Below are 26686 nucleotides of genomic sequence, written 5' to 3'. Positions count from 1 at the left end.
GCCGGGCCGGCCGCCTGACCAGGTGTTCCGACGGCCGGGATCACACCGCGCGCAGGGCCAGGATGACGACCTCATCCCAGACCCGCCCGCCGGAGAAGGCGTTCCGGTCGTCCTCGATCGCCTTGACCACCGTGGCCGGCGCCTGCGCCACCGACCGGGCCAGCACGTCGGCCAGGCGGTCCTCGCCGTACGGCTCGCCCTGCTCGTTCTGGGAGGCGACCAGCCCGTCGGAGTAGAACACCAGGGTCTGTCCCCTGGTGAGGGTGATCTCCTCGCCGAACATCTCCGCCTCGGGGTCGATGCCGAGCGGCACCCCGCCGCCGGCGGTGAAGCGCACCCCGCCGTCGGGCTGCAGCAGCGCGGCCGGGTGGTGCCCGGCGCTGGCCAGCCTGATCTTGCGGCCCCGGACGAACCCGGCCGCCGCCATCACGAACATGCCGCTGTTCTGCGCGGTCAGTGCCTGGTTCATCTTGCGCAGGGCCTCGGCCGGCTCGGACTCCCAGACGCTCAGCACGCGCAGGCCGTTGCGGACCATGGCGGTGACCGCCGCGGCCTCCTCGCTCTTGCCCACCGCGCCGCCCAGGGCGAAGCCCCACCCGTCGCGCACCGGGAAGGCGTCGTAGAACTCGGCGCCGACCGAGGAGGAGCCCGCGTGGTAGACCGCCGCGGCCTCGAAGCCCGGGATGTCCGGCAGGGCGCGGGGGACCACGCTGGTGCGCAGCGCCTCGGCGGCCTGGAAACGCGTCTGGAAGTTGCGGCGGGCACGCAGCGCCAGCCCGAGGTGGACGCCGATCTCCTCCATCAGGCCGAGGTCGGCCAGCGTGAACGGCTCGCGGTCGCGCAGCCGTACCAGGGTCAGCGCGCCCAGCGCGCCCGCCTCGCCCTGGATCGGCACGATCAGCACCGACGCGGCGCCCATGACCCGCAGCAGCGGCGGGCCGCCCGGGACCGACCCGAGCAGCGTGTCGTCCTCCAGCATCTCGTGGACCACGCCCGACCCGCCGGTGAGCACGTGGGCGACGGCCGGCGCGGTCAGCGGGTTCAGCCCCTCGACCACGCGGACCAGCTCGGTCACCGGCTTGTCGCTCGGGCCGAGCACGGTGGCCCGCCGGGGCATGCCGTCCCGGACCACGTCGGCGATCACCCAGTCGGCGGTCTCGGCCGCCAGCAGCCGGGCGGCCCGGGTGACGGTCACCGGCTGGCGCAGGCTCTCCTCGTCGAGCAGCAGGCGGGTCATCCTGGCCAGCAGCTCCTGGCGGCGGGCGGAGGCCAGCATCAGCGAGGCGTCCGACCGGGTCACCGGCCCGGCGGGCGCGGTGGAGACCTGCGTCTCCAGCGGCAGGATCACGACCGCGGTCATCGCCTGCGGCTCACCCGGCATCGTCAGCCGGATCACCGCGAGCTGCACCGTGTGCGCCCGGCCCTGGTGGCTCAGCCGGGTCTGGAACGTCGCGGTCTCGCCGCCGCGCTGCACCGCCGTCAGGTGCGAGCGGAACGCCGCCCGCCGCGAGACGTCCACGAACAGCGGGAAGGAGCGGCCGATCAGGTACCCCGCGGGACTGCCCAGCATCCGGGAGGTCTCCGCGCTGATCCGCCGGACCACCCCGGAGCCGTCCAGCACCACCACGGGGACCGGGAAGGTGCGGAACACCTGCCGCAGCAACTTCAGCTCGCGCTGCGAGCCGCTCTCCCGCTCCCCGGAGCGGCGGGGCGCCCTGCGCAGCTCGCGCAGGGACGCCTCCAGCAGTTCCCCGGCGGTGTCGAGCTCGGCGAGCGCCGCATCGAGTGTGGACCGGGGGTCGGCGGGGTAGGCGGACCTGGCCTCACGCAGGGAGGAGACCCTGGTCGTGAGCGCGTTCAGCGCGTGCTCCAGGGCCTGAAGGCCAATGGCGTCGGTCAATGCTCGTCCTCGTCAGCGGCCGTGAGGCGGGTTTCGTCGTAGACGGTACGCCACCCGGTGGGCCGAATCGATGCGCGGTCGGATAGTGGTTAAGTTAGCGACATCGGGAAGGGAAATCGCCCCATGGACATGGTCACACCTGTTCTCGCCCGAGACCTCGCGGCCCTGGGGCGGGTGAGCGAGGAGACGTCGAGCGAGAGCGTGCTGCGCGGCCTGACCGCGACCCTGGCGGGCGGGGTGCCCGGCTGCGCGGGCGGGTCCGCCGAGCTGTGGCGCCAGGAACGCCTCGTGGTGTCGGCTTCGCACAGCGAGCTGGTCGTGCTCGTCGACAGCGAGGGCGACCTGGGGGAGGGGCCCTCCACCGAGGCCCGCGGGACCGGCCGCCACGTGATCGTCCAGGACGTCCTGCGCGACTCCCGGTGGCCCGCCTACACCGGCATGGCGGTCCGCTTCGGTGTCCGCTCGATCCTGGCCCTGCCGATCACCATCGAGCGCGCCGTCCTCGTCCTCGGCCTGTACGGCGTGCGGCCCGGCGTGTTCGCGGCCCGCAGCGTCCCGCCGCTGGCCGACATGCTCGCCGAGCAGGTGAACGTGGCCCTGGCCAACATGTGGGACTACGACGAGGTCCGCACCGACGCCGCCCAGATGCAGGAGGCACTGGCCGGCCGGGCGATCATCGACCAGGCCAAGGGCATCATCATGAAGTCCAGCGGGTGCTCGGCCGAGGCCGCCTTCGACGAGCTGCGCCGCATCTCCCAGCACCACCAGGTGAAGGTGGTGGACCTGGCCCGGCTGCTGGTCGACGAGCACCAGCGCAACCAGCGCAACCGGCACGAGGAGGCCGGCTGACGGCACGGGAACCGGCCGGGGGCGCGTGAGGATCCGCCGGCGGCCCGCCGTACGGCCGCGGGCGTCCCGGGGCCCTCCGGGCGTCCCGGAGCCGCTTCCCCGGGCATGGGCGTCTCCGGCCCGCGCCCGCCTCAGCCGAAGGCGGCGAGCGCGTCGTCGATCGTGTCGTAGAGCGGCAGCCGCTGGGCCAGGCCGGTGATCCACATCACCTTGGTCTTGGCGTACTCCACCCCGATGAGCGCGAACTTCCCGCCCGCGCCGGTGCTGAGCTGCCAGTGGTGGACGATCAGGCCCAGCGCCCGGGAGTCCATGAAGGTCACCCCCGCCAGATCCAGCGCCATGTCAGGGCCGTGCTCGTCGAACTCGGCCGACAGGTAGTCGGCGAACTGGTCCCTGGTCGTCGCGTCCAGCAGGCCCGTCACCCGGATCACGTTGACCCCGTCGGCCAGCGCCGACGTCAGAGTCAGGGCTGACGCTCTCTCGCCGTTCTCCGACACCGTCACTCAGGTCCTCCTCGACATTCGATTAGCAACCTTACTGTTACCTGCGAGCGAGCAATACTCCCGGAATCGGGGTAATACTAGAACCGAGGTCCAGCAGAGGGCCTCGCCTCGAAGACAGGTCGAGGCGATGCCGTCTGCCCGGATACTGCTCCGCGCCGATGGCTTCGCCCGGCAGTTATACCAAGGAGCAGCGATGTCTGTTCAGGCCCTCGAAATCACCGACATGACCGCCGAGGATCTCCTCGCCGAGATGTCCGCCCCCGAGATCTCCGAGTACCGCGCCGAGCGTCTGCGCGAGCGCCTCGTCGAGATGCACCGGCCGCTCGCCATGGAGATCGCCCGCCGCTACCGCTACCGCGGAGAGCCGCTGGAGGACCTCCTCCAGGCCGCCTACGTCGGGCTGATGAAGGCCATCAACGGCTTCGACGCCACCCTCGGCCACCCCTTCCGCGGCTACGCCGTGGTCACCATGACCGGTGAGGTCAAGCGCCACTTCCGCGACCGCACCTGGGCGATCCGCGTCCCCCGCGTCTACCAGGAGCGCCGGGCCGAGCTGAACCGGCTCGTCGCCGACCTCAGCCAGGACCTCGGCCGCGCCCCGACGGTCGCCGAGCTGGCCGCCAAGATGAAGATCTCCGAGGAGGACGTCCTGCTGACCCTGGACGCCTCCGCCGCCTACAGCGCCCTGTCGCTCGACGCCCCCCTCGGCTCCGACGACGACGCGGCCGCGCTGGGCGACGTCATCCCCGACGAGGACGACGCCATGGGCGCGCTCGTGGACCGCGAGGCCGTCAAGCCGCTGATCGACAAGTTGCCGGCCCGGGAGAAGAACATCCTGCTCCTGCGCTTCTTCGGTAACATGACCCAGGCTGAGATCGCGGCGGAGTTCGGTATCTCCCAGATGCACGTTTCCCGTATCCTGCGGAAGGTGCTCGACCAGCTCCGCGCCGAACTGGTGGCGGAATGCTGAATACACCGGTCCGCATCGGGCACCCAAGTCGGCGACGGCGTGGTGTGGCATAGGGTGCTTCTGAATGATCCCCGGATGCTGAGGACGATCGCGCGCTGGGACAGGGGAGGCGGATCTCGCGTGAACGAGGACGGTGCTCGTCCGGCTCGCTTCATGGCGGGTGACGACCGTTCCCGGCCGCGCCCCGACGGAGTCCCCGTGGCCGAGCTCGCCTTCTGCCTGCCCGACCTGCCCGACGTGCGCGACTTCGCCGCCGCCCACGCGCTGCGCGGCGGGATGCGCGAGGAGAACCTGCCCGACTTCCTGGTGGCGGTGAACGAGGTCGCCACCAACGCCGTGACCCATGGGCACACCACGGCCAAGGCCGTGCTGAGAATATGGACCACCGGCCGCGCCCTCGTCGTGGAGATTCACGACGAGGGCCGGTGGTTCCCCACCGAGCCTCCCGGCCAGACGCCCCCCGGCCCGCACGCCACCAGCGGCATGGGGCTGTGGGTGGCCCGAATGGTCAGCCTGGACATGCATTTCAGAACAGGGATGGCGGGAACGTTCATTACCATGACCTTCCCGATTTGAGAGGTTTTTCCGGGTACAAGCCGATTTATGACTGAAGCTCCCCGCATTCTGATCGTCGGCGGCGGATATGTCGGCCTGAACACCGCCCTGCGTCTGCAGCGCAAGCTTCGTCGTGGCGAGGCCCGCATCGCGGTCCTGGACATCGACTCCTATATGACCTACCAGCCATTCCTGCCGGAGGCGGCGGCCGGCAACATCGAGCCGCGCCACGTCGTCGTCTCCCTGCGCCGGGCCCTGGACAGGTGCGCGATCGTCAACGGCATGGTGACCGGCGTCGATCCCGTGAGCCGTACCGTCGCCCTCCGCCCGCAGCTCGGGCCGGCCCGCGTCATGGAGTACGACATCCTCGTCTACGCGCCGGGGTCGATCTCGCGGCTGCTGCCCATCCCCGGCCTCGCCGAATGCGGGATCGGCTTCAAGAGCCTGGAAGAGGCCATCCACCTGCGCAACCATGTCCTCGGCCAGCTCGACCTGGCCGAGTCGACCAGCGACCCCGAGATCCGCGACAGGGCCCTGACCTTCGTCTTCGTCGGCGGGGGCTACGCCGGCGTCGAGGCGCTCGCCGAACTGGAGGACATGGCCCGGTACGCCTGCCGCTACTACCGGACGATCGATCGCGGCGACATGCACTGGGTCCTGGTGGAGGCCACCGGTCGCATCCTGCCCGAGGTGGGCCCCGAGATGGGACGCTGGACGCTCCAGGAGCTCCGCGCCCGCGGCATCGACGCGCGGCTGGAGACCCTGATGAAGTCCGCCGAGGGCGGCCACATCGTGCTCAGCGACGGCACCGAGCTCGACTCCGACACCCTGGTGTGGACCGCCGGGGTCAAGCCGAACCCCCTCAACCAGTCCAGCGGCCTGCCGCTCGACGAGCGGGGCAGGATCAGGGCGACCGCCGAGCTGGTCGTCGAGGACCACGGCGGCGTCTTCACCGCCGGGGACTGCGCCGCCGTACCCGACCTCACCAAGCCGGGGGAGATGTGCGCGCCCAACGCCCAGAACGCCGTACGGCAGGCGCGCACGCTGGCCGACAACGTGGTGGCCACGCTCAGGGGCAGGCCGCTGAAGGCCCACCGGCACGCCTACGTCGGCTCGGTGGCCGGTCTGGGGTTCGGCAAGGGGGTCGCGCAGATCTACGGCCGTAAGCTGCACGGGCTGCCCGCCTGGGTCATGCACCGCGCCTACCACCTCACCCGGGTGCCGACCTTCGACAAGAAGATCCGCGTCCTCACCGACTGGACCCTCTCGTTCCCGTTCCGCAGGGAGGTCGTCTCGCTCGGCGCGCTGAGCCGCCCCCGCGAGGAGTTCGAGCGCGCCGCCCGGTCGGGCGCGCGCTGAGGCGCCGTCCGTCGCGTCGGATGCGTCCGCTCCGTCCGCTGCGCCCTGCGCCGAGGGACCGCCTGTGCCTGTGCAGAGGGGCCGCCCGTGCCTGTGCCGAGGGGCCGTCCGAGCCGGGGAAAGGGGGGCGACGGTCGCCCCGAACCGGCTGACGAGAAAAAGAGGGGGTGCCGCCCGGCCGGGCGGCACCCCCTCTCCGTTCGGCCCCGTACGGCCCCGCCTGGCCCTGCCCGGCTGCGCGAGACGCGTGGAGCCCGCTCAGTGCCGGCGGCGCCAGGCCTGGCTCCATGCCCCCGGCGTCCCCATCCCCGCCTGGTGCAGCGTGAGGAGGAGCAGCGCCAGCACCAGGAAGGCAGGGCCGCCGACGCCGGCGATCCGGCCGTCGGCCAGACCGAGCAGCAGGCCGAGGACGAACACGATTGCCGCGGCGATCGCGAACATGGTCACCTCGTCCCGGACGACAGGTTCAGCAGCTGCTCCAGCGTCGCCCGGTAGTCGCGCAGCGCGGTGCGGAGCCGCTCGGTGTCGTGCTCGTCGCCGTCCCACCGCTGCCTGAGCGAGGCCGTCCTGCGCTCCAGGGCGGTCCGCAGTGAGCCGACCAGCTCTTCCAGGAGGGCGTCGGCGCGGGTGACCGAGTCACGCGGGTCGTCGACGAAACCGACCTGGACCTCCTGCCAGCGCCGCCGGATCCCGTCGGCGTCGTGCTCGAACAGCGGGCCGCCGCCGGTGGGGGAGTGGCCGTTGCCGCGCGCGGGGGAGGGGTCGCCGGGCGCGGGAGAGACGCCACCGGGAGCGGGGGAGGGGACACCGCGCCCGGGAAGGGGCGCACCATGCGCACCGGACGCGCCGTGCGCACCGGACGCGCCGTGTGCATCGGACGCGCCGGGCACACCGGGCGCGCCGTACGCGGCGGTCACCGGGGAGGGCGCACCGGAGCCGTCGTGCGCGGGATCGGGCCGGCCGGGCCGTACGGCCTCACCGGCGGGGACGCCGGGCCGGTCGGCGGCCTCCGGGGGGCCGGGCGGATACTCACGCGGGGCGGCCTCCCGGTGGCCGGTCATGCCGTCGTGCCGATCGGGGGTCTCCCGGTCGCCGGGCGCGTCACCGGGCCGGTCGATGATCACCGTGGTCGGGGCGGTGTCGTCATCGGCCAGGCCGTCGCGGGCCGGTTCGTCACGGCGGCCGGCGACGAGCCGGTCGCCCGGGAACACGCCGACCGGAGAGGCTTCCGCCTGCTCCGGCGACCCGGCGGGCGCGCCGTCGACGGGCCGGACCGCCCCCTGCCGCGCGGTCTCCTCCCGGGCCGTCTCCTCCCGGGTCTCGCCGGTCCCGTGGACCAGCCGATCCTTGATCCGTTCGAGCTTCTCGTTCATCGCGGTCACCGTCCCCGGGTCTCGTGGCGGTCGATCCTGTCCTCGGCGGTCGTGTCCGCCTGGTCCGGTACGGAACGACCGTCATGGGCGGTGTCCGTCCGGTCCGGCCCGGCGTGCGGTGCGGGACGGCCGCCGTCGGGGCTCCCGGTCGAGAGGAGCTCCTCGAACAGGACGCGGTAGTGCACCATCGCCTGGCGCAGCTCCTCGGTGGACGCCTCGGTGCGGGCCGCGCGGTTGCTGATCTCGTGGGCCTGCCGGTAGTGGTCGAGGGTGCGGCCGTGCTCGACCGACAGGTCCGAGAGCCGCTGCTGGAAGTCGTCGGTCGGGTAGCCCCGTTCCGCCATCACGGAGGTCACCAGATGGTCGGCCTCGGTGACCGCGAACCCGGGGGCGTCCACGAACCGCTCCTGGACCTCCGTCCACTTCCTGGCGTAGGCGTCCCGCGTGTCCGGGTCGAGCGGCCGGATGTCGAGGGAGCTGAAGCGCTGCTCGCGGGCGAGGAGCTCCTGCTCGGCCTCCTGGCGGCTTTCACGCTCGCGGACGGCGCGGTCGTACTCCGGGCCGAACCGGTCGCGGAGCCGGCGCCTGCGCTGCTGCCCCGTCATGAAGTAGCCGACTGCGATGATCGCCACCACCGCGACCGCGATGACGACCACCCAGATCACGGTGGACATACCTGCCTCCGGTTGTATAGCGGTTGTTCTCGTGCGCTGCCCCCGGGGCAGACCTCGAAACCGCTCGGAGATGTCCGTGACTCACCGTCGATGACAGCTTTGTACGAAGTTCCGGGAAGCTTTGTCCGGCACGAGGATTCCGCCGTCCTCCTGCGGCTTTTCCCCCGTTTCGCCGCAACCGGTCCTCCGGCCTCTCCGGCGCCGCGCGCCGCCACCGGTCCCTCGGCCTTCTCCGGTGCCGCGCGTCGTCGTCACCGGTCCTACGGCTTCTCCAGCGCCGCGCGGACCTCGGCCAGCAGGCCCTCGACGAGCGATCGCCCCGGAACGGCGGGCACCTCCGCGAACCCCCGCCCCGGCTCGTAGGCGATGTCCAGCCCGCCGGACACCAGCCGGTCCGCCCAGCGCAGCGCGGTGTTGAGCTTCTCCGCCGGGATCGCCCGGCCCTGCGCCGCCGACGACAGGTTCCGCAGGTTCGTCGCCGGGCCCGACTGGCTGTGGGCGCGGTCGAGCTTCCACGGGATCGCGCGGGAGTGGTCGAGCATCGGCTTGGACAGCCCCGCCGCCCGCTTGGCCTGCAGGATCCCGGACTCGCTCACCCCGAACCGGGAGGCCAGCTCCGCGTTGGACAGCCCCTCCGCGACCAGCCTCCGCAGCTCCCGCTGGTCGATCACCGCCTTGCGTCCCACCCGTCCCTCACTTCTCATCCGTCCGCACGCGTACGGCGGGCACCGTCGTGTGCGCATGTCCGCCAGATCTGCGCTAAGGTTATGACGTCCCGCCCGAGAGGGCGCCGGACATACCGGGACGTAGCGCAGCTTGGTAGCGCACTTGACTGGGGGTCAAGGGGTCGCAGGTTCAAATCCTGTCGTCCCGACGGTATTAGGGCAGGTCAGAGCCACAATTCCCAAGATTGGGAATTGTGGCTCTTCTGTTGTTTCACCTGGACGTCACCAAGAGCGGATGCGGAGTCTCCGGCCGAACTCACCGCCGGCTCCCGCCGTGAGATGACCGATGAGGGCCGGCGCGTACGTGCGAACGCACCCCTTGCGGGCCGAACAGGATGAGAAGCTCGACCACGCCGCCGTCGGCGCTGCCCAGCCAGTGCGGCAGGGACGTGTCGAACTCGGCCGCCTCACCGGGCGGCAACGTCAGGTCGCGCTCGCCGAGCACGAGTCGCAGGTGACCGCTGAGCACGTACAGCCATTCGAAGCCTTCGTGGGTCTGCGGAGTCGGTTCGAGGGGTTCCGGCCGGGCGGGGATGATCATCTTGAACGCGTGTATCCCGCCCGGCCGCCGGGACAGGGGCACGAAGGTCATCCCGAACCGTCTCATCGGCTTGAGGTGTATCCGGGGGTCGCCGGTGTGCGGGGCGCCGACCAGGTCGTCCAGCGGAACGTCGTAGGTACGGGCCAGCGGCAGCAGCAACTCCAGGGTCGCCCGGCGCCGCCCGCTCTCCAGCCGGGAAAGGGTGCTCTCCGAGACGCCGGTCGTCGCCGCGAGGGCGGCGAGGGTGATGCCGCGGTCACGACGCAGCGCACGAAGCCGCGGCCCCACCGCGTCGAGCACGTCGTCGTCCGTCCTGCGATCCACGAGGCCATCTTGCCAGAACCGCAAGTTTCCGTGCCAGAACGCGGTACGCCTGGTGAGACTGAGCGCATCCCGACAGAAGGAGTCTTGATGAGCACCACCGATGCGGTCACGTTCTGGGACGACCTCTACGCGGCCCGGCCGGCGGCCGGCGACCCGCAGCCGAACGCGCGTCTCACCGAGACGGTCGAGGGCCTGCCGCCCGGCGACGCGTTGGACCTCGGATGCGGCGACGGCGGCGACGCGCTGTGGCTCGCCGGCCAGGGGTGGCGCGTCACCGCCGCCGACATCTCGGCCGTGGCGGTCGAGCGGCTCACAGACCTCGCCCGCTCACGCGGCCTGGGCGACCGGGTCATCGCCCAGCGGCATGACCTGCACGAGTCCTTCCCACGGGGCGGATTCGACCTGATCTGCGCCCACTACCTGCACACCCCCTTCGACCTGGACAGGGCGACCGTCCTGCGCTCCGCCGCGCACGCGCTGCGCCGGGGTGGGCGGCTGCTGGTCGTCGACCACGGCTCGGCCGCGCCGTGGTCGTGGAACCAGGGTCCCGACGTCCGGTACCCGAGCCCGCGGGAGGTCGCCGCGGGCATCGACCTGGACCCGGCGACGTGGACGGTCGAGCGGGCCGACGCACCCCGCCGGATCGCGACCGGACCGGGCGGGCGCACCGCCGAGGTCACCGACCATGTCCTGCTCATCCGCCGCACCGCCTGACACGGCGACCGGCGCCACCCCGATGAAGAAGGGAGACCACTGTGCCCGGCTCCACACGCCGCAACCGCCGCGGTGACACCCCGCCGCCCCGGACCGGAGGCGGCGAGACCGAGACCCTGCGCGGATTCCTCGACTACCTCCGGAACTCGGTCGCCGCGAAGGTCGACGGCGCCCCCGAACCACAGGTGCGAACAGCCGCGGTGCCGTCGGGCACGAACCTGCTCGGCCTGCTCAACCACCTGACCTTCGTCGAACGCTCGATGTTCCTCGGGGACGACGTCACCGACTGGCCGGCGACGTTCCAGGCCGCACCGACCGACAGCGTGGCCGATGTCCTCGCCCGTTACCGGGAGACGGTCGAACTGGCGAACCAGGTGCTCGACGGGTGCACCGATCTCGGTGCGCCGATCCCTCGTCGACCGCGGCCGGAACGCCCCGCTCCCAGCATCCGCTGGGCCCTCACCCACATGATCGAGGAGACCGGCCGTCACGCGGGCCACGCGGACATCCTCCGCGAACTGATCGACGGCGCGACCGGGCGCTGACCCCGAGGGCGCTCGACCGGTCACAGATCTTCGATTCGATGATCCGCGGGTCATGGATGCGGCCGGTCTCGGCGACGATGGTGCGCCTCCTCCCGCACCCGGCCCTCCGGCAGGTCCTCCGCTCGGGCCGGTGCGACCGACCGCGAAGCAGCCGTGCGTGACGCCGGTGACCGTTCCTGTTCTCATGAACGGTCGGTTCCGCGGGACCGGCGGGCCCGCGCCGGACGGCCGTGCTCGTGCAGGTCGCCGTTCGCGGAACCCCTCGCGGAACCCGCCGGCCGTGTGAGGGGTTCCGCGAGACCGGCCGGGCCTAGTTGGTGCAGTCCTGGTTCTTCAGGGCCAGAGCCAACTCGTAGACCTTGCCTCGGTTCGACAGGAAGTAGTACAGGGCCTTCGGGTTGCCGGGAACGCCGGCGACGGGGTAGTTGCCCGTGGTGTCGAGCCGGGGGTAGGCCTTCTTGACCTGCTTCATGGTGGAGCCGACCTTGATGCCCTCGGGTGTCTCGACGCCCTTGGGCGCTTGGATGAGGGCGACCCCCAGCTTCTTGGAGATGTGGAGGCCCACCCCGTCGCGGCCGGTCGGGTGCGCCTTGAGATCCCAGCCCGAGCACTGACCCGCGCTGAGCTTCTTTACGATCTTGCGGGTCCCCTCGGCCTGCTTGAGGGTCATCCCGAGCCGCACGCCTCCGTAGCCGTACGGGCCGAACCTGCCGCTCGCACCGGTGGTGGCGTCGGTGGCCGCGCCGGCGGACGTCGCGGCGGCGCTCGCCGCCGTGACGCCGGTCAGTGCCATGCCCGCGGCGAGCGCCGCCGCGATGACCGGGCGTCCCAGCCGGACCAGCTTGTGCTTGCGGTTTCCTCTGTGACCGTTGTTCATGCCGTATTGGAGTGCCGCCCGGCCGGGAAAGTTCGCCGCAGATCGCCAACCGGTCGTCTCAGCGGTACAGAAGGAGGCGAACGGTCATCGTGCCGCCCCTCCCCGCCGCGTGAGGACGGCGGCGCCGGCAGGCCCGGCGGCGGTACGCCACCGGGTTCACACCGGCAAGGGCCGGCGGCCCCCGGAGGGCGCGGTGCGCGCCCTCCGGGGGCCGCCGTGGGCGATGGTGTCAGGGCGTGGTCAGGTCGAACCGGTTGACGGTGACCGCGCCGCCGAGCGACTGGGTGGCGTAGTTGAAGACGGCGTAGCGGTAGCCCATGAAGAACTGCCAGGCGTTGCCCATCGTGAAGGCCGGCCCGAAGGAGGTGAAGTTCACCCCGTCGGTGCTGTAGGAGAACCTCGCCTGCCGGCCGCTGCCGGGCCGGATGTCGGCGTTGACCCGCAGCCAGATCCGCCCGCCGGAGACAGCGGTGGAGGCGACCTCGGTGCCGGTGGAGGTGGTCTGCCAGCTGCCGTTCATGGTCAGGTTGTTGGTCACGACCAGGCGGGTCTGGCCGTTGTCGCGTCTGACGCCGATCCAGGCCGAGGAGTCGCGGAACATCGCCAGCCCGGCCCGGTCACCGTCGCGCATCGCCGAGTGGTCCAGCTGGATCGTCGCCGTCGAGGACGGGCCCAGGATGCGGTGGGTGAGGGTGTTGCGGGCCGAGTACAGGTCGTTGGTCACCGTGGCGGTCTGCAGCCGCAGCCCGTCGCCGACGCTGTACCTGGTGGTGTCGGGGTTGTGGTTCCACTCCCACTCCGGGCCGAGCCGGGTGCCGGCGAAGGTGTCGGTCCCGGTGGGGGACTTCACCTGCCGCGGCGGGCGCGGCACGTTGGGGTAGGGGTAGGAGCCGCCCCAGGCGCCGTTCACGGTCTGCACGGTCGGCCAGCCGTCGGAGGTCCAGGTGATCGGCGCCAGTACGGGGATCCGCCCGCCGGGGTAGGCGTCCTGGAAGGCCAGGTAGTACCAGGCGCCGTTCTGGGTCTGCACCAGCCCGCCCTGGTGCGGCACGCCGCCGCCGGAGACCGGGCCGGGCATGTTGAGCAGCACCTGGCGCATCTCGTACGGGCCGAACGGGCCGTTGGTGGACTTCAGCACGTACTGGCCGTTGGCCGGGCGGGTCAGGAAGATGTAGTAGGCGCCGTTGCGCCTGTACATCCGCGACCCCTCCAGCGTGCCCACGCTGGACGGCGTGGAGAACACCTGCTGGCTGCGGACCTCGGTCTTCCCGTCGGCCGACAGCTGGGCCACGCTGATCTGGGTGTTGCCGTAGGCGACGTACATCGTGTCGTTGTCGTCGACCAGCAGCCCGGCGTCGTAGTAGCACTTGTCGATCGTGGTGTGCCGGTTCCACGGGCCCTCGGCGGAGGTGGCGGTGTAGATGTAGGTCTTGCTGAAGTCGACGCAGCCGCCCCAGTAGAAGGTCCTGTTGCTCTTCCGGTAGTTCAGGAACGACGCCCAGATCCCGTTGACGTACGCGCGCCCGCCGTTCAGGTCGTACTTCGACCCGAAGTCCAGCCTGGGCACCGAGTGGCCGGCGTACTCCCAGTCGACCAGGTCGTAGGAGCGCAGGATCGGCGCGCCGGGCGAGTAGTGCATCGTGGAGGCCGAGTAGTAGTAGGTGTCGTCGACCCGGAAGACGTCGATGTCGGCCAGGTCCTGCCACAGCACCGGGTTGGAGAACGTCGGCGACGGCGGCCACGGCCCGCTCGTGGGACCGGTCGACGGGCTGGTGCTCGGCGAGGGGCCGGTGCTGGGGCTGGTGCTGGGCGAGGGGCTGACGGTGCCGCCGCAGACGGTGCCGTTCAGCGCGAAGCTCGCCGGCGCCGGGTTGGACGAGGTCCAGGTGCCGTTGAAGCCGAACGACGCGCTGCCGCCGGTCGCGATCGTGCCGTTGTACTCGGCGTTGGTCACGGTGACCTGGGCGCCGGACTGGACGTGGGTGCCGTTCCACAGCTGGGCGACGGTCTGCCCGGCGGGGAACGACCAGGTCAGCTTCCAGTCGTTGACCGGGTCACCGAGGTTGTCGATCGTCACGTTGGCTCCGAAACCGCCGGACCATTCGTTGGTCACGGTGTAGGTGACCCGGCAGCCCGCGGCGGCGTGGGAGGAGCCGGCCGTCGCGATTCCGAGGGCGCCGAGCGCCACCGCGATCGCGGCCGCGAGCCGGCGCCGATGTCGGCTGAAGCGCATTGATGTCTCCTGGGAGGTGGGGGTCGTCGGGCGATGCGTCAGGAGAGGGTGCAGGCGGCTCCGTTGAGGGTGAACGCGGTGGGTTTGCCGGTGTCGCCGGTGTGGGTGGCCTGGAAGCCGATCTCGGTGGAGGCTCCGGGTGCCAGGGAGGCGTTGTAGGTGACGTTCCTGGCCGTGATCCGGCCGCCGGCAGGGGTGTAGGTGGCATTCCATCCGCCGGTGACGGTCTGGCCGCCGGGGAGGGTGAAGGCCAGGGACCAGCCGTTGATCGGCGATGATCCGGTGTTGGTGATGACGAGGTTGTCGGTCAGCCCGGTGTTCCAGGCGTTGACGGTGACGCCGACCCGGCAGGCGCCCGGTTCACCGGAGGGCGTCGGGGTGGCGCTGGGCGAGGGGGTCACCGACGGAGAGGGCGACGGGCCGGGGTCCTGGCCGATGCTGCCGGGGACCGACTGGAGGGCCTGGTACCAGGCGGCGGCCATCTTGTCGTAGCCGGTCGCGGTGGGGTGGACGCCGTCGATCAGGTCGGCCGTGGTCAGCCTGCCGTGCATGTCGACCAGGTGGACGCGCCTGCCGCTGTTCACCTTGGACCGCACGATCCCGGGGATCGCGGCGTTGAAGGTGCGGGCGGCGGCCTCCTGGCCGGAGTTCGACAGCGGGATGATCGTCGCGACGAACACCTCCGCGTTCGGCGCGGCCGCGGTGATGTGGTCGATCAGCGCCGACAGCCGGGACGGCGCCGAGGAGACGTTGTAGTTCTGCAGGACGTCGTTGGTGCCGATGTGCAGCAGCACCGTGCGGGGGGTGTGGGTGCGCAGCCAGCCGGTGACGTTGGCGTCGATCTGGTCGATCCGCCAACCGGGATGTCCCTCGTGGTCGTGGTCGCCCAGACCGGCCGGCCCGTTGTACTGCGATCCGACGAAGTCGATCGTGTAGCGGCCGGCGGCCAGGCGCTGCCACAGGCCGATCCGGTAGCCGCCCGGCACCTGGGTGCCTTCGGTGATCGAATCGCCCAGCGGCATGACCCGCACCCCGCCGTTCGACTCCGCGGCGGCGGTGCCCGTACCCGCCACCGGGCTCAGCGCCGCGGCCGTCGCCGCCAGGGCCACGGCCGACAGCGTCGCGGCCCACGGGCGTCTCCGCGCACGCGCGGCCGGTCCTCCTTCCGCGTTCCGGTGAGGCCGGTCGGTCCGGCCGGCGGCGTCCCGGCCTGGGGCCGGCGCGCCGGCCGCGGCGGTGGTTCCGGCGCCGGCCGGGCGCCGGAGGCGTGTGATCTTCATGAGTGCTCCCGGGGGGTGCGGGACGGGCCATGGGGTGTCATCGCTCACGTACGCGGGGCCGGCTCGTCCGGCGGGTACGGGTCGCGGGGGTGGTACGGCGGGGCGTGCGCGGTCATCCGTACCGTCCGGTGGCCCGGACGCGCGCGGATCACCGCCCCGCCGCCCTCAGGAGGCGGCGCAGGTGAGGGACGGCGCCGACGGCGCGCCGCCGGCGAGGAAGCCGAACGTCGTGGAGGCGGACGGCTGGAGCGAGCCGTTGTACGAGGCGTTGCTCACCGACACGGCCGAACCGGTGGTGCTCAGCGTGCCGCCCCAGACCTGGCTGACGGTCTGGCCGCCGCCCAGGTTCCACCTGACGGTCCAGCCGTCGATCGCCGAGGCGCCGGCCGTCACCGTGACCTCGCCCTGGTAGCCGCCGGACCACGAGCCGGTGGTGCGGTAGGTGGCGTCGCAGGCGCCGCCGGGGGTGGGCGTGGCCGTCGGGGTGACCGTGGGCGTGATCGTCGGTGCGGGGGTGGGCGCGGCCGTCGGCCCGTCGGAGCCGAACTGCCACCAGTCCACGTTGAACAGGTAGCCGCTCCCGCCGGTGTACCTGAAGTACAGGTCGTGGGTGCCCGTCGCGCCGTTCACCCCGCAGGACACGGTCGTCCAGGACTGCCAGCCGCCGGTGCCCGGGACGGTGCACGTACCGGCCAGGGTGCCGTTGACGCCGTCCAGGCGAAGCTCGATCCTCCCGCCGCCGGACCCCGAGGCGACCCGCGCGGTGAAGGTCTTCGCTCCGGCGCCGAAGGCGACGCCCTTGACCTTGATGTGGTCGCCGTTCTCGATGTATCCGACGTTCATCCCGCCCCCGCTGGAGGGCTCCGTCTCCACGCCGGACTCCCAGGCGATCGTCTCCGCCTCCTGCCGGACGTACGGGTTCAGCGTGCCCACCTGCGGCGCCCCGGTCGCGGTCATGTTGATCGTCGGGATCGTGCCGTCGGCGTTGTAGGCGAACCTCTCCACGGCGACCGAGCGGGTGAAGCCGCCGCCGCCCGGCAACGCGCCGTTGTGGTAGAAGAAGTACGAGTTTCCGGCGAAGTCGATGACGCCGGCGTGGTTGGTGAAGCTGCCGCCCTGGGTGGGCATGATCGTGCCCCGGTAGGTCCACGGCCCGGTGGGGCCGGGGGCCGTCGAGTAGGCGATGAACTCGGAGCAGCACTTCGCGGCGAACACGTTGTAGTACAGGCCGCCCCGCTTGTAGACCCAGGGCGCCTCTTCGAACAGGGTCGGACGGTTCGCGTCACCGGTGCGGGTGCCGAACCCCGCGGTGGTCAGGGGGATCTTCGTCGGGCTGCCGGAGTACGAGGTCATGTCGGCGTTCAGCTTCACGTACCACAGGTTGGGGTTGCCCCAGTACAGGTAGGCCTGACCGTTGTCGTCGACGAAGACGGTGGGGTCGATCTCGCCGTTCTCCACCAGCGGGCGTCCGATGGCGTCCTTGAAGGGCCCGGTGGGGCTGTCGGACACCGCCACGCCGATGGCCATCCTGCCGGTCGCCCGGTTCTTCGTGGGCACGTACCAGTAGAACCTGCCGTTCCGGTGGATCGCCTGGCCCGCCCACGCGTCCGCGCTGGCCCAGCTGAAGCTCGACACGCTCAGCGGGGAGCCGTGGTCGGTCCAGTTGACCATGTCCGCCGACGACCAGACCCGCCACTCCTTCATGGTGAAGTACGTCGAACCGTCCTCGTCGTGGCCGGTGTAGAGGTAGACCCGGCCGTTGTGCACCAGCGGCGCCGGGTCGGCGGTGTAGACGGTCTGGACGATCGGGTTGTCCGCCCTGGCGGCGGCGGCCGGAAGCAGCATCATGACGGAGAGCAGGCTCATGATCCAGGCGAGTCCGCGCCTGGACGGGATCCCGCTCGGACCCGGACGTGCGATTCGCATGGGTCTCCTCTTCGGGGGGTGGTCGCTCACGGGAGCCGTCACCCCGGTGCGCCGTCCTCCCGGGAACGGCTCTCGATCGGTGACGGACCTGAGGGGTGACGGGCCGGGGGCGGCGCGGGAGGTGACGTCCCGCCGGTCGGCGGCCGAGGCGAGGGCCGCCGTGGTGAGGCCCTTCCGGGCCGGAGCCACCGGGGGACCGGTCCGTCCTACAGGGGCGGACCGGTGAATGTTAGCGTTAACATAATTATCGGAGCCAGCCCTTCCTGGGGTGTCGTCGGTTGGTGGCGGTGGTGTCGCGGAGCAAATACGAGGCCGTTGAACCTGTCAAGCCCCGGTGCCCGTTCCCCATCCCCGCCGATCGCGGTCCGGGTCTTCTTGCTGGGCGCGGTCACGCCGGGGCGCTCACGCGGGGAATGAAACTTTCACGGACGGGCGGCTCGCGCGGCGAGCGCGGGTCGCCGAGGAGGCGCGCCCACCGGGCCGGCTCGGGCGCGCCTCTCCCGGCGAAGCCGTACCCGGGAGCCTGGAAGGAAGTCTTGACAAGCTCCGGAATGGTTTCGAAACTGACTCCCAGCCGGCCTCCTGCCGGGTCGGCGGTGGAACGGCAGGAGCGCTTCGGCGCGCGGCGTCTTTCCGGCTGGATCGATGTGATCCGGCCGTTTCCCGACATGTGACGACCCCGCGCCGCGGTCCGCCGGTGTCGATCCCGCACACCGTGGACCGCCGGAGCCACGCCGCGCATGCCGCCGGGACCGCGGACGGCGCCCACCTCGCGCCCGCCCCCCGGCGACGGGAAACGCCCGCTCGCCGGCCCGGGCCGGCTCATCGCCCACCCGTCGCGCCTCACGCCCGTGGACGCGGGACGAACCGCGAATCCGGCATGCCGCCAGGTCCGTTCCGCATGGCCGCTTCCTGCCCGCGTCCGTCCGACCCCCCACTTCCCAGGAGACCCACGTGTCATCCACGCCCCTCAGCCGCCGCCGGCTGCTCCAGGCCGCCGGCGTCGCCGTCGTCGCCTCCACCGCCGGCCAGGCCGTCGGCACCGCCGCGGCCCGCGCCGCGGTCGCCCCGGCGCGACCCGACATCGGCGTGTCGGCCTACCCGTTCGACCTCGGACAGGTACGGCTGACGGCCGGCCGCTGGATGGACAACCAGAACCGGACACTGTCCTACCTGCGGTTCGTCGACGTCGAACGGCTGCTGTACAACTTCCGCGCCAACCACCGGCTGTCCACCGGCGGCGCCGCCGCCAACGGTGGCTGGGACGCCCCCTCGTTCCCGTTCCGCACCCACGTGCAGGGGCACTTCCTCACCGCGTGGGCCCAGGCCTACGCGGTGCTCGGCGACACCGTCTGCCGGGACAAGGCCACCCGCATGGTCGCCGAGCTGGCCAGGTGCCAGGCCAACAACGCCGCCGCCGGCTTCGGCACCGGCTACCTGTCCGGGTTCCCCGAGTCCGACTTCACCGCGCTCGAGGCCCGCACGCTGAGCAACGGCAACGTGCCGTACTACTGCGTCCACAAGACCATGGCCGGCCTGCTCGACGTGTGGCGCCTCATCGGCGGCACCCAGGCCCGCGACGTGCTGCTGGCGCTCGCCGGCTGGGTCGACCAGCGGACGGGCAGGCTGACCGCCGCCCAGATGCAGGCCATGCTGGGCACCGAGTTCGGCGGCATGAACGCGGTGCTGGCCGACCTGTACCAGCAGACCGGCGACACCCGCTGGCTGATCGCCGCCCAGCGGTTCGACCACGCGGCCGTCTTCGACCCGCTGGCGGCCGGCCAGGACCGGCTCAACGGCCTGCACGCCAACACCCAGGTGCCCAAGTGGATCGGCGCGGCCCGCGCGTACAAGGCGACCGGCGCCGCCCGCTACCGGGACATCGCCGCCAACGCCTGGAACATCACGGTCGGCGCGCACACCTACGTGATCGGCGGCAACAGCCAGGCCGAGCACTTCCGGGCCCCCAACGCCATCGCCGGGTATCTCACCAACGACACCTGCGAGCACTGCAACAGCTACAACATGCTCAAGCTGACCCGCGAGCTGTGGCTGCTGGACCCGAACCGGGCGGCGTACTTCGACTTCTACGAGCAGGCGCTGTTCAACCACATCCTCGGCGCGCAGAACCCGGCCGACGGCCACGGGCACGTCACCTACTTCACCCCGCTCAAACCGGGTGGCCGCCGCGGCGTGGGCCCGGCGTGGGGCGGCGGCACCTACAGCACCGACTACACCTCCTTCTGGTGCTGCCAGGGCACGGGGGTGGAGGTCAACACCGCGCTGATGGACTCCATCTACTTCCACAACGGCACCACGCTGACGGTGAACCTGTTCGCCCCGTCGACGCTGAACTGGACCCAGCGCGGCATCACGGTCACCCAGACGACGTCCTTCCCGGTGAGCGACACCACCACCCTGCAGATCACCGGCAACGCCGGCGGGTCGTGGACGATGCGCGTCCGCATCCCCGCCTGGACCACCGGCGCCACGATCAGCGTCAACGGCGCCCAGCAGAACGTGGACACCACCCCCGGGACGTACGCCGTCCTCACCCGCTCCTGGAGCTCCGGCGACACCGTCACCGTGCGCCTGCCCATGCGGGTGGTCACGAAGCCCGCCAACGACAACGTCGGCGTGGCGGCGATCACGTACGGCCCGGTGGTCCTCTCCGGGAACTACGGCGACACCTCTCTGTCGGCGCCGCCCACCCTGAACACCGCGTCGATCAACCGGACCAGCGCCACGGCCCTGGCGTTCACGGCCGGCGCGAACGGAGCGCCGGTCGACCTCGGCCCGTTCTACGACGCCCACGGGCACAACTACACCGTCTACTGGAACGTCAGGGCAGGCGGCGACACGGGCGGAGGCGCGAGCTACCGCCTGCTCAACGCGGCCAGCGGCCTCGCGCTGGGCGTCCAGAACATGTCCACCGCCGACGGCGGCCTGGCGCTGCAGTGGACCGACAACGGCACCGCCGACCACGACTGGGAGATCATCGTGGACGGCGGCGCCGTACGGCTCCGCAACGTCAACAGCGGCAAGGTGCTCGGCGTGGAGAACATGTCCACCGCCGACAACGCCCGCGTCCTGCAGTGGGCCGACAACGGCACCGCCGACCACCGCTGGACCCTCATCGACGCCGGCGACGGCTCCCACAGGATCCGCAACGTCAACAGCGGCAAGCTGCTCGGCATCCAGGGCGGCTCGACCGCCAACGGGGCCCAGGCCGTACAGGACTCCGACAACGGCGGCCCCGACAACCAGTGGCGGTTCGTGCCGAACGGGGCCCGGCGCATCCAGAACCTGGCGAGCGGCCTGGTGCTGGGCGTACAGGACATGTCCACCGCCGACGGCGGCTCGGTGATCCAGTGGGGCGACACGGGCACCGCCGACCACCTGTGGACCGCCGTCGTGGACTCCGGCGGCTACCTGCGCCTGCGCAACTCCAACAGCGGCAGGGTGCTCGGCGTGGAGAACGCGAGCACGGCCTCCGGCGCCCGGGTGCTCCAGTGGGCCGACAACGGCAGCGCCGACCACCGGTGGCGGCTGCGGTACGGATCCAACGGGTGTTTCCGCATCCAGTGCGCCAACGGCGGCCGGGTCCTCGGCGTCAGCGGCGGCTCCACCGCCCAGGGCGCCCAGGTCGTGCTCGCCGACGACGACGGGGCGAACGACCACCTGTGGCGGTTCCTCTAGCCCACGGTACGGCCGCGAGAGCCCGCGTACGGCCGCGGGCTCTCGCGGTCCCGGCGGCCGTACGCTCGCCTCGCGTTCCGCTACGGGCTCGTGCAGGTCATGCCGGTGGGCGCGGCCGACCCGCTGCCGTCGGCGGTGAAGCCGAACGTCGCCGACCCGTTGCCGGCGACGGTGCCGTTGTAGGGGGCGTTCCTGACGGTGACCGTGCCGCCGGTGCCGGTGTTCACGCCGTTCCACAGGTTCGTGATCGTCTGTCCGCCGGGCAGCGTCATCTTCACGGTCCAGCCGTTGAGCGGGGCCGACCCGGTGTTGCGGACGGTCACCTCACCCTGGAAGCCGGAGCCCCAGTCGCCGGCCAGCCGGTACGCCGCCGTGCACCCGTCCTGCCCGCCCGGCGTCGGGGTCGCCGTCGGAGTCACCGTGGGGGTCGCCGACGGGCTCGCGCCGCCGCTGACCCGGTACACGACGGTGCCGTGCGGCGGCACACTGGCCGAGATGACGCCGGTGCTGCCGCTGACGGCGTTCGTCCACGCGTCGCGCAGGGTGAACGACCCGCCCTGCAGGCCGATCGCGGACGCGGTGGTGCCGACCGTGGCGGTGCCGCCGCCCTGGTTGAACAGGGCGACCGCGACGTCGCCGTTGGCGAGCCGCTTGGCCAGCACCCGCCGGGTCCCGTCGTTGCTGATCTGGCGGGCCTGCAGGGCGAGCGGGTCCTGATTGACGGCGATCAGGTTCTGGTTCCTCAGGATGGCCGCCGTCGCCGGGTCCATGGAGCGCAGGTCGTTCCCGGCGATCAGGGGCGAGGCCATGACCGCCCAGAGGGCGAAGTGGCTGCGCATCTCGATGTCGGTCATGCCGCCCCGGCCGACCTCCATCATGTCCGGGTCGTTGAACGCCCCCGGCCTGGCGTACGACGCGAGCGGGACGGTGACATCGACGATGTTCTGGATGCCCATCGGATACCCGTTGGTCTGGCCGGTGTCCCACCTGTTGGTGATGTCCTCGGTGGTCCGCCACATGTTGGCGACGTCGCCCCAGTCGCGCTGCGGTCCCGTCTTGGCGTGGATGCTGTTGGGGTTGATGCTGTAGACGATCTGCCGCCCGGTCGCCGCCAGCGCGTCGCGCATCTTCGCGAACGTCCGGACCTGGTCGTCGATGGTGCCGCCGGGGGAGCACCAGTCGTACTTCAGGTAGTCCACGCCCCAGGCGGCGAACTGCCTGGCGTCCTGGACCTCGTGTCCCTGGCTGCCGGTCGCGCCCGGGTAGCCGCCGAAGTACTGCGCGCAGGTCTTGTCCACCGGCACCTGGTAGATGCCGAACTTCAGCCCCCTGGCGTGCAGGTAGTCGCCGAGGGCCTTCATCCCGCCGGGGAACCGCGACGGGTCGCCCCGCAGGTTCCCCGCCGAGTCGCGGGCCGGGTCGAACCAGCAGTCGTCGACCACGACGTACCTGTAGCCCAGGTCCCGCAGGCCGGAGCCGACGATCGCGTCGGCCATCTGCTTGATCAGCGTCTCGTTGATGTTGCAGCCGAACGCGTTCCAGCTGTTCCAGCCCATGGGCGGCGTGCGTGCCACGCCGTTCTCCAGGGCGTCGGCCTGGTCCTGCAGGGCGACCAGGCCGCCCGCGAGAACGCCGGCGGCGAGTAGAGCTCCCACCTTGCGCAAGGATCCTCCCTGAGGTGAGCGACGGACATCCGATGAAAGCGGCCGGATCACCGCTTCGGGCCGAGGGCGGCCGGCGCCGGTGAGGTGGCGCCGGCCGCCGCGCGTGGGCGATGGGTCAGGGGCTGGTGCAGGTGGCGGTCGGGGTGGCCGCGGCGCCGTCGGCGGTGAAGCCGAAGGTGGTGGAGGATCCGGCCTCGATGGAGCCGTTGTAGGGGGCGTTGCGGACGGTCACGGCGGGGCCGGACACGGTGTGCGTGCCGCTCCACAGGCTGCTGATCGTCTGCCCGCCCGGCCAGGTCCACTTCACGGTCCAGCCGTTGACCGGCGCGCTGCCCGCGCGGACCGTGACCGTCGACTGGAACCCGCCCGGCCAGCTGTTGGTCGTCTCGATGGTCGCCGAGCACGCGCCCCCGATCGGAGACGGCGAGGTGGTCGGCGTGACGCTCGGCGAAGGCGTCGAGGGCGGCGGCGTGGTGGTGCTCTGGAACTGGGTGAAGAACTTCCAGACCTCCGCGGGGACCCAGGTCCGGGAACCGCTGTCGCCGGGGGCCCCGTCCTGCGGGGCGGCGATGTGGCCCTCGTCGAACGCGGCCCACACGACCGGGTACCCGGCCCGGCACCCCGAGTAGGCGGTGACCCGGTGCGTCAGGCCGCCCTGCGCCGGCTCGGGCGGGTTCTGGGCGGCGCAGCCGTTGTTCCTGACGAACCTGTCGCGCATCGACCGTCCGCCGGAGATGTTGAGCACGCCGTCCCGCAGGCCGTGGATTCCCATGTACGCGATGGGCTGGGAGCCGCCGTCGCAGCCGCTGAGGACTCCGCCGGACTGCACCGCGACCGCGCGGAAGACGCTCGCCCTGGCGCAGGCGATCGCGTACGACATGGCGCCGCCATAGCTGAAGCCGGTGGCGAACAGCTGCGAGGTGTCGACGCAGAGGGCGCCCTCGATCTGCCGGACCAGGTCGTCGACGAGGGTCAGGTCCTCGCCGCCCGAGTTGGCCCAGCCGTTGTTGAGTCCCTGGGGCGCGACGAAGATCGCGCTGTTGTTCGCCAGACGCTGGAGCCCGTAGTAGGACCAGACGTCCCGCTGCACGGTCTGGCCGGTGGCGACGTCGGTGGCGGTGCCGCCCAGCCAGTGGAAGCCGAAGATCAGCCGGTAGGGGTGGCCGCTGTCGTAGCCGTCGGGGACCCGCAGGATGTAGCTGCGGTTCTTGCCGCCGCTCTGGATCGTGTGCGTGCCGCTCGCCAGCCCGGGGGCCTTGCCGCATCCGGCGGTCGCCGCGAGGGTGCCGGCCGCGCGCATGGGGGTCCCGGCGATGGCGGAGCTCAGCGCCGGGCCGCTCGCGACCAGGACGGCGAGTGCCGCGACCGCCAGGGCGACGAAGGGGGATCTGCGTTTCGACATCGTGTGGCTCTCTCTGCCGGCCGGACGCCGGCGTGCGTCGATGGGGGTCGGTCACAGGGGGAGGCGCCGGCCGCCCGGTGAGGCGGTGGACGACGCGGTGCGGAGTGGTGCGGACGTGTTCGTCCACACCTCAGGGGGACGCGGCGGCCACGGCCGCGCGGTGGTGACGCCGACCGCGGAAGGCCTGGATCGGCCGGCACCGTCATCGGCGTTCATGAGAATGCGAGGAAGCCCGGCCCGGCGGACTCGCGGCCCGGTCCATACCGGTGCGGCGCGGACGGCGTCGCGACCGGCGCCCCCTGCCGGTCACCACCGACTCCGGCAAGAGGGCCATTTCGGACTGAGTGTGGAAACCTCGACGAAACCTGTCAAGGCCGCGATGGAAGCGCTTCGACGGAACGGATGGGCCTGTCACCCCGGCCCGCGGTGACGGGCCGTTCGGATGACGAGGGCTTCCGCCCCCTCATCGGAGGGCGCCCTCCGGCGGGCGGTCATCCGGTCGTCGCGGGGTGATTCCGTGAAAGTTTCATCCGCCGCGCCTCGTGTGTGATCGGGTTCCGCCTGGTGGGAGTGGGCGGGACCCGCCCGGTGGGCCGGGAGGGCGGTGGGGGAGAGGGGCGGCGGCCCTTGACGGGGCCGTCCCGCGTCGTGTTTGCTCCCCGGCATCACCACCACACGCTCCGAACGAAGGAGGACCGGGCTCGCGGGTGACTTGTTAGCGCTAACAGTGATTGGAGCATCGTATCGGAGTGAGGCGGGAGCACCCGCCGGCGGGTGAACGTGGTCTGCTACGGCGTCAGTCGGCCTGGAGCACGAAGAACAGGAAGCACAGGAAGGCCCCCGAGGGCCTGTCCGCGAAGACGTCGGGGAACAGTTCGTGGGCGCCCTGCGCGGGGAACGGCTCGCTGATGACGGAGATCCGGAAGCCGGCCGCGGTGAAGGCGTCGGTCATCGCGTGCAGTGGCCGGCTCCAGAAGCCCAGCAGGGCGGTGTGCCCGCCGAGGGTCCATTCGTCGAAGGTCTGGCGGGTCGCGAAGTAGTCGGTGCCGGGACCGCCTGACAGGTAGTCGGCGAAGGGGTGGTTGACGGACACGATCAGCCGGCCGCCGGGCGTCAGCACGCGCCGCAGGAAGGTTGAACGGCGTCGGCCGTACGGCGATGATCGAATCCGGGACGGCGCCGGAGAGGGCGGGCGGCGCCCGGCCGGGGCGGCCGTGGACGTCCGGCGCCGGGCGGCGGCCCCCGCGGCCGGTGGCCGTGCCCGGACCCCGCCGTCGCGACCTCGTATGAAGGAGCGCCCATGAACCCCCTGCCGGCGTCAGGCACATCGGAGCCGGGTGAGGAACTGCGGCCGCGCACGCGGTGGGCGGCGATCGCCGTCGTCTACCTCTGCGGGGTCGTCGCGGCGATGGGCTTCGGCAAGTTCGCCTCGGTCGGGCCGATGGTGGCGGCCGGGCTCGGGCTGTCGCTGCCGGAACTGGGCTGGGTGATCTCGGCCGTCGTCGGGGTGGGAGCCGTGGCCGGCCTGCCCGCCGGGTACCTGGTCCGCCGCTTCGGCGCGGAGCGGTCACTGGTCGCGGGTCTGGTCCTGATCGCGGCGGCGGGCGCGGCGAGCGTGGCGGCGGGCGGGTTCGCCTGGCTGCTGGCCCTCCGGGGCGTCGAAGGCGTCGGATACCTCCTGGTCACCATCGCCTGCCCGGCGCTGGTCCTCCGCCTCGCCCGCGAACGGGACCGCGGCACGGCCCTGTCGATCTGGGCCACGTTCGTCCCGGTGGGTCTCGGGCTGAGCACGCTGGCCGGTGGCGCGGCCGGCTCCGCCCTGGGCTGGCGCGGCTGGACCGGACTGATCGCCGGCCTGACGTTCGTGATGGCGCTGGCCGCCCGGGCGCGGCTGCCGCGCGGGTCCGGGGGGCGGGCGGCGGCCGGGGCCGTCCCCGGGGCGAGAGCCCTGACATGGCCGGTGGTGCTCGCCGCGTCCTTCTGCCTGACCGCGCTGGTGACCGTTCCGGTGGTCGTGCTCCTGCCCACGCTCCTCGTCGAGCAGTACGGACGCTCGGCCGCCGCCGCGGGCGCCCTGACCTCGGCGATCTCGCTTCTCGGCGTACCCGGCGGGCTGGCCGCGGGGATCCTGCTCCGGCGGGGCGCGCCGCTCGGGGCGCTGGCGGCGTCCGGGCTGCTGGTCGTGCCGGCGGCCTGGTTCGTCTACTCCGACGGCACGCCCCTGGCCGCCGCGGCGACCGGCGCGGGGGTCATCGCGCTGGAGAACGGGCTCCTCGGGGCGCTCGTCTTCGCCGCCCTGCCGCTCGTGCTGGAGCGCCTCGACCACGCCGACGTCGGCAACGGCGTGGTCGCCCAGGCCGGAAGCCTCGGATCGCTGCTCGGTCCCCCGATGTTCGGCCTGGTGGCCGGCGGGTTCGGCTTCCCGTCCCTCGTGCCGGTCATCGCCGCCGGGACGCTGGCCGCCGTCGGAGCGCTGGCGCTGGTCGGCGCGCGAGCGGTCCGGCGACCCGCCGGTTGAGCCCGGCCCCGACCCGTACGACCGGCCGGAGAGGACACCCCGCCGGGGGAGGCGC

At 72.1% G+C, this 26686-nt stretch carries 22 protein-coding genes and 1 tRNA gene; 9 read left to right on the top strand and 14 right to left on the bottom strand.

Annotation, left to right across the window (positions count from 1 at the left end; all coding sequences use genetic code 11):
- Positions 1–40 precede the first annotated feature (40 nt).
- A complete protein-coding gene (locus HDA43_RS03295; protein WP_179818237.1) occupies positions 41–1900 on the bottom strand; it encodes a SpoIIE family protein phosphatase in 1860 nt (619 codons plus the stop codon).
- Positions 1901–2023: 123 nt separating this feature from the next.
- Here HDA43_RS03295 and HDA43_RS03290 point away from each other — a divergent pair, with 123 nt between their 5' ends.
- Positions 2024–2749: an ANTAR domain-containing response regulator gene (locus tag HDA43_RS03290; RefSeq protein ID WP_179818236.1), complete on the top strand. Its 726-nt coding sequence runs from the start codon at positions 2024–2026 to the stop codon at positions 2747–2749.
- A gap of 131 nt (positions 2750–2880) precedes the next feature.
- On the opposite strand, the gene HDA43_RS03285 is transcribed toward HDA43_RS03290, so the two are convergent.
- Positions 2881–3252, bottom strand: a complete 372-nt coding sequence (locus tag HDA43_RS03285; RefSeq protein WP_179818235.1) for an STAS domain-containing protein — start codon at positions 3250–3252, stop codon at positions 2881–2883.
- Between the two features lie 193 nt (positions 3253–3445).
- Here HDA43_RS03285 and HDA43_RS03280 point away from each other — a divergent pair, with 193 nt between their 5' ends.
- The 3 genes from HDA43_RS03280 to HDA43_RS03270 all read left to right on the top strand — a co-directional run bounded on the left by HDA43_RS03280 (position 3446) and on the right by HDA43_RS03270 (position 6136).
- Entirely contained in the window at positions 3446–4222 is a 777-nt protein-coding gene (locus tag HDA43_RS03280; protein WP_179818234.1) for a SigB/SigF/SigG family RNA polymerase sigma factor, read from the top strand.
- A gap of 198 nt (positions 4223–4420) precedes the next feature.
- Positions 4421–4798, top strand: coding sequence for an ATP-binding protein (locus tag HDA43_RS03275; protein WP_312872949.1), 378 nt, complete (start codon positions 4421–4423; stop codon positions 4796–4798).
- 27 nt (positions 4799–4825) lie between these two features.
- Positions 4826–6136, top strand: coding sequence for an NAD(P)/FAD-dependent oxidoreductase (locus HDA43_RS03270; protein ID WP_179818232.1), 1311 nt, complete (start codon positions 4826–4828; stop codon positions 6134–6136).
- 258 nt (positions 6137–6394) lie between these two features.
- Here HDA43_RS03270 and HDA43_RS03265 read toward each other — a convergent pair whose 3' ends face one another.
- The 4 genes from HDA43_RS03265 to HDA43_RS03250 form a co-directional block, all read right to left on the bottom strand.
- Positions 6395–6577 (bottom strand): hypothetical protein, encoded by a 183-nt coding sequence (locus tag HDA43_RS03265; RefSeq protein ID WP_179822700.1) that lies wholly within the window; start codon positions 6575–6577, stop codon positions 6395–6397.
- Between the two features lie 2 nt (positions 6578–6579).
- Complete coding sequence (locus HDA43_RS03260; protein WP_179818231.1) at positions 6580–7509, bottom strand: hypothetical protein; 930 nt, start codon at positions 7507–7509, stop codon at positions 6580–6582.
- Between the two features lie 5 nt (positions 7510–7514).
- Entirely contained in the window at positions 7515–8183 is a 669-nt protein-coding gene (locus HDA43_RS03255) for a hypothetical protein (protein ID WP_246423897.1), read from the bottom strand.
- A 260-nt stretch (positions 8184–8443) separates the two neighbouring features.
- On the bottom strand, positions 8444–8869 hold the full coding sequence (locus HDA43_RS03250) for a helix-turn-helix domain-containing protein (RefSeq protein WP_179818230.1): 426 nt from the start codon (positions 8867–8869) through the stop codon (positions 8444–8446).
- A gap of 114 nt (positions 8870–8983) precedes the next feature.
- Between HDA43_RS03250 and HDA43_RS03245 the strand changes: the two genes are divergently transcribed.
- A tRNA-Pro gene (locus tag HDA43_RS03245) sits at positions 8984–9057 on the top strand.
- A gap of 107 nt (positions 9058–9164) precedes the next feature.
- Here HDA43_RS03245 and HDA43_RS03240 read toward each other — a convergent pair.
- Positions 9165–9773, bottom strand: coding sequence for a helix-turn-helix domain-containing protein (locus tag HDA43_RS03240; protein WP_179818229.1), 609 nt, complete (start codon positions 9771–9773; stop codon positions 9165–9167).
- An 87-nt stretch (positions 9774–9860) separates the two neighbouring features.
- Between HDA43_RS03240 and HDA43_RS03235 the strand changes: the two genes are divergently transcribed.
- Together HDA43_RS03235 and HDA43_RS03230 are read left to right on the top strand one after the other, a co-directional pair.
- The gene (locus HDA43_RS03235; RefSeq protein WP_179818228.1) at positions 9861–10487 is read left to right on the top strand and encodes a class I SAM-dependent methyltransferase; all 627 of its coding nucleotides are present in this window, start codon (positions 9861–9863) and stop codon (positions 10485–10487) included.
- 41 nt (positions 10488–10528) lie between these two features.
- Positions 10529–11032: a DinB family protein gene (locus HDA43_RS03230; RefSeq protein ID WP_179818227.1), complete on the top strand. Its 504-nt coding sequence runs from the start codon at positions 10529–10531 to the stop codon at positions 11030–11032.
- 310 nt (positions 11033–11342) lie between these two features.
- On the opposite strand, the gene HDA43_RS03225 is transcribed toward HDA43_RS03230, so the two are convergent.
- From HDA43_RS03225 to HDA43_RS03210, 4 genes are all read right to left on the bottom strand, one after another.
- Positions 11343–11909, bottom strand: a complete 567-nt coding sequence (locus tag HDA43_RS03225) for a hypothetical protein (protein WP_179818226.1) — start codon at positions 11907–11909, stop codon at positions 11343–11345.
- A 229-nt stretch (positions 11910–12138) separates the two neighbouring features.
- Positions 12139–14142 carry a family 43 glycosylhydrolase gene (locus HDA43_RS03220; RefSeq protein WP_179818225.1) on the bottom strand — a complete coding sequence of 668 codons (2004 nt, stop codon included), beginning with the start codon at positions 14140–14142 and terminating at the stop codon, positions 12139–12141.
- Between the two features lie 38 nt (positions 14143–14180).
- The gene (locus HDA43_RS03215; protein WP_312872947.1) at positions 14181–15251 is read right to left on the bottom strand and encodes a cellulose binding domain-containing protein; all 1071 of its coding nucleotides are present in this window, start codon (positions 15249–15251) and stop codon (positions 14181–14183) included.
- Positions 15252–15587: 336 nt separating this feature from the next.
- Entirely contained in the window at positions 15588–17348 is a 1761-nt protein-coding gene (locus HDA43_RS03210) for a family 43 glycosylhydrolase (RefSeq protein WP_179818224.1), read from the bottom strand.
- A gap of 954 nt (positions 17349–18302) precedes the next feature.
- Between HDA43_RS03210 and HDA43_RS03205 the strand changes: the two genes are divergently transcribed.
- Positions 18303–21047 carry a beta-L-arabinofuranosidase domain-containing protein gene (locus HDA43_RS03205; RefSeq protein ID WP_179818223.1) on the top strand — a complete coding sequence of 915 codons (2745 nt, stop codon included), beginning with the start codon at positions 18303–18305 and terminating at the stop codon, positions 21045–21047.
- Positions 21048–21127: 80 nt separating this feature from the next.
- Here the strand turns inward: HDA43_RS03205 and HDA43_RS03200 are convergent, their stop codons facing one another.
- The 3 genes from HDA43_RS03200 to HDA43_RS03190 all read right to left on the bottom strand — a co-directional run bounded on the left by HDA43_RS03200 (position 21128) and on the right by HDA43_RS03190 (position 25233).
- Complete coding sequence (locus tag HDA43_RS03200; protein ID WP_312873376.1) at positions 21128–22702, bottom strand: cellulose binding domain-containing protein; 1575 nt, start codon at positions 22700–22702, stop codon at positions 21128–21130.
- Between the two features lie 124 nt (positions 22703–22826).
- Entirely contained in the window at positions 22827–24113 is a 1287-nt protein-coding gene (locus HDA43_RS03195) for a CE1 family esterase (RefSeq protein WP_179818222.1), read from the bottom strand.
- Between the two features lie 796 nt (positions 24114–24909).
- A complete protein-coding gene (locus tag HDA43_RS03190) occupies positions 24910–25233 on the bottom strand; it encodes a hypothetical protein (RefSeq protein WP_179818221.1) in 324 nt (107 codons plus the stop codon).
- Between the two features lie 180 nt (positions 25234–25413).
- Between HDA43_RS03190 and HDA43_RS03185 the strand changes: the two genes are divergently transcribed.
- Entirely contained in the window at positions 25414–26631 is a 1218-nt protein-coding gene (locus HDA43_RS03185; RefSeq protein ID WP_179818220.1) for an MFS transporter, read from the top strand.
- Positions 26632–26686: the final 55 nt, after the last annotated feature.

This window comes from Streptosporangium sandarakinum (assembly GCF_013409935.1).
Classification (GTDB): domain Bacteria; phylum Actinomycetota; class Actinomycetes; order Streptosporangiales; family Streptosporangiaceae; genus Streptosporangium; species Streptosporangium nondiastaticum.
This window is presented reverse-complemented; position numbering and strand designations above follow the sequence as displayed.

What these genes read in the sequence shown, in the direction of transcription:
- HDA43_RS03290 (WP_179818236.1), top strand. Translation starts at nt 2,024, where the DNA reads ATGGACATGGTCACACCTGTTCTCGCCCGAGACCTCGCGGCCCTGGGG.
- HDA43_RS03280 (WP_179818234.1), top strand. Translation starts at nt 3,446, where the DNA reads ATGTCTGTTCAGGCCCTCGAAATCACCGACATGACCGCCGAGGATCTC.
- HDA43_RS03270 (WP_179818232.1), top strand. Translation starts at nt 4,826, where the DNA reads ATGACTGAAGCTCCCCGCATTCTGATCGTCGGCGGCGGATATGTCGGC.
- HDA43_RS03265 (WP_179822700.1), bottom strand. Translation starts at nt 6,577, where the DNA reads ATGTTCGCGATCGCCGCGGCAATCGTGTTCGTCCTCGGCCTGCTGCTC.
- HDA43_RS03260 (WP_179818231.1), bottom strand. Translation starts at nt 7,509, where the DNA reads ATGAACGAGAAGCTCGAACGGATCAAGGATCGGCTGGTCCACGGGACC.
- HDA43_RS03255 (WP_246423897.1), bottom strand. Translation starts at nt 8,183, where the DNA reads ATGTCCACCGTGATCTGGGTGGTCGTCATCGCGGTCGCGGTGGTGGCG.
- HDA43_RS03235 (WP_179818228.1), top strand. Translation starts at nt 9,861, where the DNA reads ATGAGCACCACCGATGCGGTCACGTTCTGGGACGACCTCTACGCGGCC.
- HDA43_RS03225 (WP_179818226.1), bottom strand. Translation starts at nt 11,909, where the DNA reads ATGAACAACGGTCACAGAGGAAACCGCAAGCACAAGCTGGTCCGGCTG.
- HDA43_RS03220 (WP_179818225.1), bottom strand. Translation starts at nt 14,142, where the DNA reads ATGCGCTTCAGCCGACATCGGCGCCGGCTCGCGGCCGCGATCGCGGTG.
- HDA43_RS03210 (WP_179818224.1), bottom strand. Translation starts at nt 17,348, where the DNA reads ATGCGAATCGCACGTCCGGGTCCGAGCGGGATCCCGTCCAGGCGCGGA.
- HDA43_RS03195 (WP_179818222.1), bottom strand. Translation starts at nt 24,113, where the DNA reads ATGTCGAAACGCAGATCCCCCTTCGTCGCCCTGGCGGTCGCGGCACTC.
- HDA43_RS03185 (WP_179818220.1), top strand. Translation starts at nt 25,414, where the DNA reads ATGAACCCCCTGCCGGCGTCAGGCACATCGGAGCCGGGTGAGGAACTG.